The following is a 10,356-nucleotide window of genomic DNA, read 5'->3' as shown; positions in this document are numbered from 1 at the left end:
CGGTCACGATGATCACAAAGACCATGACGACCACGGTCACGATGATCACAAAGGTCATGACCACCACGACCATGATGATCATGAGGGTGAAGGTGGCCACGGTGAGTTCAACGTGCAGTACACCTTTCACTGTGACAACCCAGAGAACTTAACGTCTGTGACTACTGGCTGGTTTAAGGCTTTCCCGCAGACTGAGCAAATCAAGGTTCAATCACTCACAGACAGTGGCGTTACAGCGACAGACATGACAGCGTCATCAAACACCTTTACATTTTAAGCTGCGATACAGTCGGACATATACCCAAACAGTTTGAAGATGCAGGATTCAGCGAGCTTTACTGATGTTATGATCAAGGCGTCCCTTTGCCGATGTAGTGCGCTCCATCAAAAAGGGACAACACCGAGCATGGCGTCAGTAAACTCGCCCGAAGGGAGGCTCTCAGAGCGTCCACTTCATCGTTAAATTCCTGTGAAATAGAATGACTATTCCTACAAGAATTTGCCTTGAATTGAACACTCTGAGGGCCTCTGACATCGAGCATCTTCAGGTTGTTTGGGTATAAAAGAGCAACAAGGAGTAGGCCCTCTTTATGAGGGTCTTTACCATATGTCGATATTGAAATTAGAGAACGTGCGTTTTCGCTGGGAAGGTCAGTCAGACTGGCAAATTGATATTCCTGCTTTTTCCGTTGAGCAGGGTGAGAAAGTGTTTTTGAAGGGCGCAAGTGGAAGCGGTAAATCCACATTATTAAGCTTAATTGCTGGTATTAACCTCGCATCATCGGGGACTCTGCAACTCTGTGAAACCGAACTGACCGCATTAAAAGGCAGTCAGCGTGATGCGTTTCGGGCTGACAACATCGGTTATATTTTTCAGCAGTTTAATTTGCTTCCTTATCTGTCGGTATTGGACAACGTTCTCCTGCCTTGCCGTTTTTCCTCTTTGCGTAAGCAGCGCGTGTCGGGTGACTTAGCGCAAGAGGCTAAACGTCTTTTGCTGGCACTTGACCTACCCGAAACATGTTTAACCAAGCCTGTGACTGCGTTAAGTATTGGGCAACAACAACGTGTTGCTGCTGCACGAGCGTTGATCGGAAAACCGGCTTTGTTGTTGGCGGATGAACCCACCTCCGCCCTTGATTTTGATAGCCGAAATGCGTTTATCGAGTTGCTGATGAAAGAATGTGAGCATGCAGATTCTAGCTTGCTATTTGTTAGCCATGACCACACCTTAGAATCGCATTTTGATCGTTCGGTATCGCTTACCGAAATAAATGGAGCCAGTCTTTCAGGCACTGCAACTCATACGGAGGGCGTATGACCATTTTTAAGCTCGCCTTACAAAGCCTGAAAAACCGGAAAGCAACGGCGCTGTTAACCGTGCTGACCGTGGCCATTTCCGTGGTGTTGTTACTGGGTGTTGAGCGTGTTCGAACGCAAGCGAAGGACAGCTTCGCGAATACCATTTCTGGTACCGACTTGATCGTGGGTGCGCGTTCAGGACAAGTGAATCTGCTGCTGTATTCTGTTTTCCGAATTGGCAATGCCACCAACAATATCGATTGGAAAAGTGTTGAAGACATCAAGTCAAACCCAGCGGTTAAATGGACCATTCCGATTGCCTTAGGGGATTCTCATCGTGGGTTTCGTGTGGTTGGCACCACGGAAGAGTATTTCAAGCATTACCGTTTTGGGCAGAAACAAGCGCTGAGCTTCCGTGAAGGAGAACCCTTCGATGGGCTGTTCGATACAGTGATCGGCGCTGAAGTCGCGAAAAAATTAGGCTATTCACTCGGTGACAGCATTGTAATAGCACATGGCTTGGCGGACAAAAAATTCAGTCGTCATGACAACCTTCCTTTCGTCGTTACAGGTATTCTTGCTCCGACGGGAACGCCCGTTGATCGCAGTGTGCACGTCTCTTTACCTGCCATTGAAGCTATCCACATTGGGTGGGAAAGTGGCGCGCAGTTAGGCACAGGAATTTCGGCGGAAGATATTGATATTGAAACACTTCAACCAGACCAAATTACGGCACTATTTGTTGGGTTAAACAGCCGTATTCAAACCTTTGCCTTACAACGTAATATTAACGAATACACCAAAGAACCACTGACCGCCATTATGCCAGGTATCGCGCTGCATGAGCTTTGGAGCTTGATGTCAGTGGCAGAACAAGCATTACTGGTTGTGTCGGGGTTTGTCGTGATTGCGGGCTTAATGGGTATGTTATCGAGCCTACTGACCAGCTTAAATGAGCGTCGCCGAGAGATGGCTATATTGCGGGCAATGGGTGCACGGCCATCGCATATATTTGTTTTGTTGGTCAGCGAAGCGCTGTTATTGACCGCGTTGGGTATCGTATTGGGCGTGGTGACGTTATATGGTGTGTTGGCTGTTGCGTCACCTTTTGTGTTGTCACATTACGGGTTACAACTGTCAGCATCTTGGCTCAGCATGCATGAATGGATGTTAATGGGCATTGTGCTCAGTGCAGGTTTTCTCGTTGGTGTGTTTCCCGCCCTTCGTGCTTACAAACAATCACTTTCTGATGGAATGACAATTCGGATCTAATTGAATGAAAAAATGGATATTAATATTGGCAGCGTGTTTTCCATTGCTTGCCCAAGCAAGCAATGACGATGTGTTAACGCTGGATTGGATTGATCTGGTGCCAGAAGCAGAAAGAAACCAATTTGATAATCGCGGCATGCCGGCGATTAATCATGACAACGCTGAGCCACAACAAAGTTTGATTGGCGCGGTACGCCCAGAACTGAACAACAGCCAAGTGAAAATCCCCGGGTTTGTTATTCCGCTAGAAGGGGATGCAAACAAGGTCACTGAATTCTTGTTGGTGCCGTTTTTCGGGGCGTGTGTTCATGTTCCCCCGCCACCACCAAACCAGATTGTTTATGTGAAGTTTGAAGAGGGTGCGCCTGTTCAGGAGCTTTGGGATGTGGTCTATGTGGTGGGTACGTTGAAAACCCATACAGTTTCTCATGATCTCGCTCAAGCAGGCTATCTGATAGAAGGCACCGCGATCGAACCTTACGATGACGAATAAGTGATGACGGTTTTGTGGTGCGACCTTCGCTCACAGATATAAAAAAACGCCCTTCAAGGGCGTTTTTCTTTTCTAATCTTGAGCTTTGGTTATCGCTGAGAAGGGAACAAAGAAAACAGCGTAGTATCTAGCCATGTCATGACTTTGTCCCAGCCACGAGCTTTACGTTTGATAACGCTCAGCGTGTATATGGGTGGGCTGGACAGTTCTTGTGTCGAGATGATTTTCACTTGACCGTGGTGCCATTCATGTTTTGCAATGTGCTCAGGTACAAATGCCCAACCGACGCCTCGCATAACCAAGTTAATGATGTAAAAGTAGCTATCAACGTGCCAATAACGCGGTGAAATGGGTTGTTCTTGTGAATACCCCAAACGGTCTCTGATGGCGAGCTGCCGATAGGTGATCAAATCATCTTCATGAGGGTGTTCAATTTTGCTCAGTGGATGATCGCATGGCGCGATCATGACTTGTTTGAGCGTTGCTAAATCATACCAGTCTAACGATTCTGATAGCGGCTTCATGCGGAATATAAACCCAATGTCAGCACGGCCTTCGTTCACCCAAGTTGCAATATCGTCTTGCGAACCATTGAGTATGGTGAGCTTCAAGTTCGGGAAATTATCTGCCAGCATTTCGAATAAGGTTTCGAACGTCTGAATAGGGACTGCTTCATCCATGGCGACGTTGAAAGAGACCGGGTCGCCTTCGGTGACAGCCATCGCACGAGAGTTCATGCGTTGGCATTGGTGCAAGATGGCTTTCGCATCCACCAACATCTCTTTTCCAGCCTCTGTCAGCACGGGCAATTTGGCGCTGCGGTCAAACAATTCAAACCCTAAATCCACTTCAAGGTTGGAGATGGCAGTACTGATGCGAGACTGCGCTTTGCCTAAGCGTCTTGCGGCAGCAGAAAAAGATCCACTTTCAGCCGCTTCAACGAAGGCCTTTAATTGATCGAGTGTCCAGTTCATAACGGTAACCGAAGGGAGTAATCCTGATAAGACAATAACTTAATCTATCTGATTTTCGGATAGGTTGTAACTTTATTCTATCAGTTTAGAAGAGATAATAGCCGCCACCTTTTTTGATGAAACTTTTATGCATACTTCTTCTTTAGAACACAACGGTCCGATCAGTCGTACATTCTGGCGATATACCATTCCAGCGATTGCAGCAATGATCGTGAATGGCCTCTACCAATTGGTCGATGGGGTTTTTGTTGGCCACTACATTGGTGCTGAGGGATTGGCCGCGATCAACATCGCGTGGCCAGTGATTGCGCTAGTGAGCGGATTTGGCCTTCTGATTGGCATGGGTTCAGGCAGCCTTGTTTCCATTTATCGTGGTGAGGAAAAGATCCCTACCGCGAGAACCGCTATGTTTACCGGCCTCATGCTGATCATCGTGTTTGGTGTATTGGCATCCTTGTACCTGACATACCTTGGCAATCCGTTGATCGGTTTGCAGGGCGCGCAAGGCATGACTCAAGGCTATGCTGAGGATTACATCGGTGTGTTTTCTTTGTGTGCGGTTGCAACGGTAGCATCGGGTGCATTGCCGTTTCTGATCCGAAATGATGATAGTCCCATCGTGGCAACGGCCATGATGGTGGTGGGTGCGCTCACCAATATCGTGCTCGATTACGTGTTTATTGGCGTCCTAAATTGGGGGTTAGCAGGCGCTGCGTGGGCAACCGTGATTGCCCAGCTAACAACGGTTGCCATGGCGTTTGTCTACTTGTTGTCGCGCCACTCTTACTTATCCGTTTTTTCTCATCCTCTGCAATTTAGCGTGAGTGATGCAAGAAAAAGTGTGGTAATGGGGGTGTCTTCGCTCGTTATGTACCTGTATTACGGTGTGCTGGTGGCATTCCATAACCGCTTATTTGTGGAATACGGCTCGCCAATGAGCATCGCGTCGTTCGCCATTGTCGGCTATTTGATGACGTTGTATTACGTGGTTGCAGAAGGCATCGCTGAAGGTATGCAACCGCAAGTGAGCTTCTATCACGGTGCTCGACAGTTCTCGAACATCGCTAAGGTTGCGAAACTTGCCACCGTGGTGTCTTTGGGGGCGGGATTGTTGTGGTTAGGTGTGTTGAATGCTTTCCCTGAACACGTCATTGGCTGGTTTACCACGGGTGATCCTGCGCTTGTGAGCGAAGCCACCCTCGGTATTCGTTTGCACCTTTCTGCAATGTATCTCGACGGGCTCATTATTTTGGCGTCGATGTATTTCCTATCCGTTGGTAAGGGCGGAACGTCGCTCAGTATTTCTGTTGCAAATATGCTGGTTCAGTTCCCATTTCTTGCGATTATGCCAAAACTGTTCGGGTTGCAGGGTGTGTGGATGGCGATGCCGTTATCAAACATTGTGCTGGCATCCGTTGTCATTCCATTGATGTGGCGTCATATCCAGCGTCAGCGTCGGGTTGAAACGCATACCGTGACGGCGTCACTTGCCACAGTTAGCCAGTGATTCAATAAATTGGTTAGTGATTCAAAAAATTAGCCAGTGAGTCCGTCAATCAGTGATTCAATAAAAAAGAGGGAGCATAACGCTCCCTCTTTTTTTATAAACGCCCCGTTTAAAATTCATCCCACTCAACGTCGTCATCTTCAACACTCGGTCTGGTTCGTGTGACCGGTTTTCTCTGCGGTTTGGTTTTTTTCTTAAAGATCGGTGTTTTGACTTCCTCATCAATTTGAGTGACGGTAAAGAACTCCATCATCACATTCATGTCTTGCGCTTGTGAGAGCATGCTTTCGCCAGCGGTTGCAGCTTGTTCAACCAAGGCCGCGTTTTGCTGCGTCATGGTGTCCATTCTGGCAATGGCGATGTTCACCTGTTCTATGCCTGAGCTCTGGTCTTGTGCTGCTTCGCTGATCTCGGCCATTTTGATGCCGACTTCTTCCACCATATTGACGATTTCTTGCAAGGTATCACCGGATTCGATGACCAATTCCGCGCCGTCTTCAACCTTTTTGTTGGTATCGCGGATCAGCTCTTTGATTTGCTTGGCGGCTTCTGCAGAGCGTTGAGCAAGGTTTCTAACTTCACCCGCCACCACCGCAAAGCCTCGGCCTTGCTCTCCTGCACGAGCCGCTTCTACGGCTGCATTGAGCGCCAGTAGATTGGTTTGGAATGCGATTTCGTCGATCACGCCAATTATGTCTGAAATCTTGTTGCTCGCTCCGCTGATTTGATCCATTGCCGTGATGGTGCGCATCACGACATTGCCGCCTTCACGTGCTTTTACGCGGGCTTCTTCACTCAGTTTGTTGGCTAACATGGCGTTGTCCGCGCTTTGCTTCACGGTCTCTGTCATGTTCTCCATGCTGGCTGCCGTTTCTTGCAGGGATGTTGCTTGATCTTCCGTTCGCTGGCTAAGGTCGCGGTTGCCAGACGCAATTTCGTTCGATGAACTTGAAATGGTACTCGATGCTTGCCTGATATTGCTGATGACTTGGGTCAGTTTTTCAATGGTGGAATTGGTATCGATCTTTAACTGACCAAACCGACCTGTATAGCTCTTTTCAATGCGTTCGGTGAGGTTACCGCTTGCAACAGAGCCAAGGATTCGCTGCATGTCTGCCAAGGCTGTGTCTGTGTTTGATGTGAGGTTATTCAAACCTTGTGCGAGGTTAAGGAAGAAACCCTGCTTGTCTTGCAAAGAGAGCTGTTTGGTGAAATCACCACGGCTTGCCGCGTCGACCATGCCATCGATTTCACGCTCGATGGCCACTTCTGCTGTGCGGTCTGTCCACTCAATCACCGTACCGATACGTTGACCATCATCGTCAATGATTGCATTGGCTGCAATGGCCATTGTGCGCGTGCCTACGGGCAACTCGATATGATGTGTGCCATCTAGTTGGTCTAACATATTGCGCTGATGCGCTGGGTTTTTATGGAAGAAATCGATGTTTTGCCCAAGGATTTTGTCTGGGTTGAAACGAGGCACCAGCGTGGCGAAATCGGCTTTGGCGCTTTCCATTAACTCATGGGCGGTGCGGTTTAAGTAGATGATATTGTAATCTTTATCCGCAATCATGGTGTTAGTAGAAACGTTATCAAGTGCTTGTCGAACACGCACGTTTTCCTCTGCCCGTATTTTGGCGGTTTGTTCCATTTCTGCACGCAGGTTTTCAGAATGTTCAACGTTAGCCAGAGACGTGTTCGTGGCTTCTTTGATTGACAATAAATCACCTTGGAAATCTGCTTCAATACGGTTGCTAAAGTCACCTTTCGCAAGGCCTTCCATGACTTTGTTGATTTCAGATAATGCTTGCTGTGTGCTTTGCATAAAGCTATTGAATGCATCTGCAGATTGCCCGATTTCGTCTCGGCTTTTCACTTCCACACGCGCAGAGAAATCGCCACTTACGGCCACGGTTTCGAGGTTTTTAGTCAGCTCGATAATCGGACGGGTAACCGATCGCGTAAAGACTGTGGCGATCACTGTGATGATCACGACACCGCCTAGCAGAATAAACCCAAGCAGCCATTTTAAGGCGATGATCGTACCGAAGGCTTCGGATTCATCTATCTCTGCTACCAATGCCCACGATGTATCCCCAAACGAAATGGAGGTGTATGCCGACAACACCGGAATATTTCGGTAGTCGGAGACCACTTCGTAGGCAGAGAGGCCGCCCAACGCATTGCGGGTCGCAACGGTTTTAATATTGCCACTTTCCGGATTGGCAAAAGAGGACATCACGGAGTGAGTGCTCTCTGCAAGGTAGGAGTCTGAACGCATCAAATAATCAGGGCCGACCAAATAGGTTTCGCCAGATTCGCCCATGCCTGTGCGTTGAAGCATGATCCTGTTTATTTCGTCGACAGAGAGTTGAAGCACGGCCACAGCGAGTGTGTTGCCGCTTAAATCGACAATGGGTCGACCTATAAAGGCGGCTGGCTCATCGTTTTGCGGTGCATAACGCTGATAATCTTGAACATGTGTTTCTTTTGAAGCGAGTACTTTTCGAAACAAAGAGGCGAGAGGGCTGTCTTTCAGTTCACCCGTATTGAGGTTAGCGCCGAGGTCGCGGTTTCTGTTTGCTGAGAAAACCACATGCCCGCTGTCAGCTTGAATAATGAACACATCGGAATAGCCATACACCTTCACATAATCACTCAGGGTGCTGCCTTGTGAACTCCATATTTCATCGTACTCATAGGTATCAGTAATGAAGGGGTCATTGTCGCTGATCTCTTCATCGACGGCGTAAAACTGGAGTAGCTTTTGAATTTGTTTGGTGTCTTCACTGCCCGCCAGGATTTGAATGTCGTCATAAGCGCGTTCAATAAAGGATTCAATTTGTGTTTTCTTGACTTCTCGCATGCTGACGAGCTGTGCAAAGGCTTGGCTTTGCATGGCTTCACTGGATTTAGTGAGTGCAGCATAACCGACAACCATGATCGGCACGCCCCCGATGAAAAGGAAGATGAGCAGCAGTTTTGTTCTTAACTTTCCAAACATGGTTAACCCTTCTTTCTCATCAAGCAGGGAGCGGATGCGCTCCCAAACATGGTTTTATCGTGGTGACTGAACGAATGTCTGCGTTCTTTCTAGCGAACCGACCAGTGATCATCTGACACTTCTATTTCCCAAAGCGGCATGTTTGCCATGCGGTACGGGGAGTACGTCACCTGTTTGTTGACGGCCAGCACCTTGTTAGGCGTGGGCACGAACAACATGTATCCGTTGTCATAGACGTGGTGCATGATCTTTTCTGATACGTTGTCGAAAGCAGGAGAACCCACAGATTCTCGGAACATCTCTTCCACGTAGTTATCCAGTTGCGGATCCGGTGAGATGGTGCTCCAGTAGTTGTGGGTGCGATAGACGAGGAACGCAGACCAAGGGTGGTTGTAGTACCAATCATCATCTCCCCAAGCGAGTAAGTCCCATTTTTTGGTGTTTTTACCCGCATTGGTACTGAGCAACTGCCCGAACACATCTTTTTCGCTCGTTGTAATGTCGAACTTGAGCTTTACGCCTACCTTACGCAGATCGCGATCGATGCCTTTCCATATGTGCATGTACCTGTCTTGGGTATAAACGTTCAGCACTAAACCATCGAGGGTGCGCTTGAGCTGATCGCGAATGGCCTTTGGGTCTTCAACCTCTGAATAGGCTTTGAGTTTTTTAACGACTTTATCAACGCCGGGGTAGAGCGGGGCGGCGAGAGTTGGTTTGATTTGTCCTTCACCATCGTAATATTTGCTGAGTAAACGACGTTGGTCGATGGCTTTGTTCAGCGCGACACGCACAGCTTTGTCTTGCAGGCGTTTATTGCCTGTGATCATGTTGATGTGAATTGCGATGTTATCGGTAGACGGCGCAGTCACCAACTTAGCGTAAAGTGACTCATTGACGCGGCGTTTCTCAGACACCGGGATGGGCATGATATCCAGCTCGCCGTCTCTGTCGATGGCCCTTTCTAGCGCGACCTTACTGTCGAGCTCAGTGTAGACGGTGACCTTTTCAATTTTTGGATACTCAGGGTTCCAATAGTTTGGGTTGGCTTCAAGCACCGCGTTGGGCGTTTGTCTATCGCCTTCAATGTAACCCTCTTTTAAGATGTAAGGGCCAAGGCCATATGGGCCAGGTTCAGCCAAATTTGGGCACGTTGCTTTGCCGTTCCAGCCGAACTTTTCTAGATACGTTCGGGTATAGAATTGAATCCAAATGGCATCATTTAAAAATTGACCGTATTTCTGCGTTAAATGAAAACGCACGGTGTAGTCATCAATCTTTTCTGCGCGATCAAATACCGTGTCTATTTTGGTGAAGAGAAAAGGGGCCTTTTTGAAATGCTCCATATTTAACAGCACGGCATCTGCATTAAATGGTGTTCCATCTTGGAACTTAACGCCCTTTCTTAGTGTGAACTCGTAAGTGCGTTCATCAATGACTTTATGGCTGGTTGCCATGTCATATTCCCAGCCCTGCTCGTTGTTTGCGGGGCGAAGAAGTGCAGCATTGATGGAATGGGAAATATAGATATAGGGCAAGCTGGGAATAAAGACTTTTAAGTGCGACCCAGACACAGGCTTTGCCCAAACGATGCTAGGAGCAAAGACGAAAAGAAAAAAGATGGCGCTGACAAACCTGAACAATGTTTTCATAACGACAACCGTGTTCCTTGATTGTGAGTTCGAATTATTAGGAAGTTGCTGTTTAGTCATTGAAAAGTGTAGTTAAGTATTGACTCACTAATGAGACGTTTATTTCCAAAGTGTGGATGTGTACGGTTATATCTTTATAAACAAAGACT

General features: G+C 47.8%; 8 protein-coding genes. 5 read left to right on the top strand and 3 right to left on the bottom strand.

Features of this window, described 5'->3' with window-relative positions; all coding sequences use genetic code 11:
* From BCT27_RS10850 to BCT27_RS10835, 4 genes are all read left to right on the top strand, one after another.
* Positions 1-277 (top strand): ZrgA family zinc uptake protein (locus BCT27_RS10850; protein WP_133153378.1); only part of this gene is annotated, 277 nt, incomplete at its 5' end.
* A gap of 330 nt (positions 278-607) precedes the next feature.
* Positions 608-1,321 (top strand): ABC transporter ATP-binding protein, encoded by a 714-nt coding sequence (locus tag BCT27_RS10845; protein ID WP_102395809.1) that lies wholly within the window; start codon positions 608-610, stop codon positions 1,319-1,321.
* Positions 1,318-2,574, top strand: coding sequence for an ABC transporter permease (locus BCT27_RS10840; protein ID WP_102395808.1), 1,257 nt, complete (start codon positions 1,318-1,320; stop codon positions 2,572-2,574). The genes BCT27_RS10845 and BCT27_RS10840 overlap by 4 nt, the downstream gene beginning before the upstream one ends.
* 4 nt (positions 2,575-2,578) lie before the next feature.
* Complete coding sequence (locus BCT27_RS10835) at positions 2,579-3,067, top strand: DUF3299 domain-containing protein (protein WP_102316869.1); 489 nt, start codon at positions 2,579-2,581, stop codon at positions 3,065-3,067.
* 89 nt (positions 3,068-3,156) lie between these two features.
* On the opposite strand, the gene BCT27_RS10830 is transcribed toward BCT27_RS10835, so the two are convergent.
* Positions 3,157-4,041 carry a LysR family transcriptional regulator gene (locus BCT27_RS10830; protein ID WP_102316870.1) on the bottom strand — a complete coding sequence of 295 codons (885 nt, stop codon included), beginning with the start codon at positions 4,039-4,041 and terminating at the stop codon, positions 3,157-3,159.
* Positions 4,042-4,168: 127 nt separating this feature from the next.
* Here BCT27_RS10830 and BCT27_RS10825 point away from each other — a divergent pair, with 127 nt between their 5' ends.
* Positions 4,169-5,548 carry an MATE family efflux transporter gene (locus tag BCT27_RS10825; protein WP_102395807.1) on the top strand — a complete coding sequence of 460 codons (1,380 nt, stop codon included), beginning with the start codon at positions 4,169-4,171 and terminating at the stop codon, positions 5,546-5,548.
* A gap of 109 nt (positions 5,549-5,657) precedes the next feature.
* On the opposite strand, the gene BCT27_RS10820 is transcribed toward BCT27_RS10825, so the two are convergent.
* Both BCT27_RS10820 and BCT27_RS10815 read right to left on the bottom strand, forming a co-directional pair.
* Positions 5,658-8,555 carry a methyl-accepting chemotaxis protein gene (locus tag BCT27_RS10820; protein WP_102395806.1) on the bottom strand — a complete coding sequence of 966 codons (2,898 nt, stop codon included), beginning with the start codon at positions 8,553-8,555 and terminating at the stop codon, positions 5,658-5,660.
* 89 nt (positions 8,556-8,644) lie between these two features.
* Positions 8,645-10,207, bottom strand: a complete 1,563-nt coding sequence (locus tag BCT27_RS10815) for an ABC transporter substrate-binding protein (protein ID WP_102395805.1) — start codon at positions 10,205-10,207, stop codon at positions 8,645-8,647.
* Positions 10,208-10,356: the final 149 nt, after the last annotated feature.

It is taken from the genome of Enterovibrio norvegicus, from assembly GCF_002876705.1.
Taxonomy (GTDB): domain Bacteria; phylum Pseudomonadota; class Gammaproteobacteria; order Enterobacterales; family Vibrionaceae; genus Enterovibrio; species Enterovibrio norvegicus_B.
Note: the sequence above shows the minus strand (reverse complement) of the source record. Positions and strands in the feature narration are given on the sequence as shown.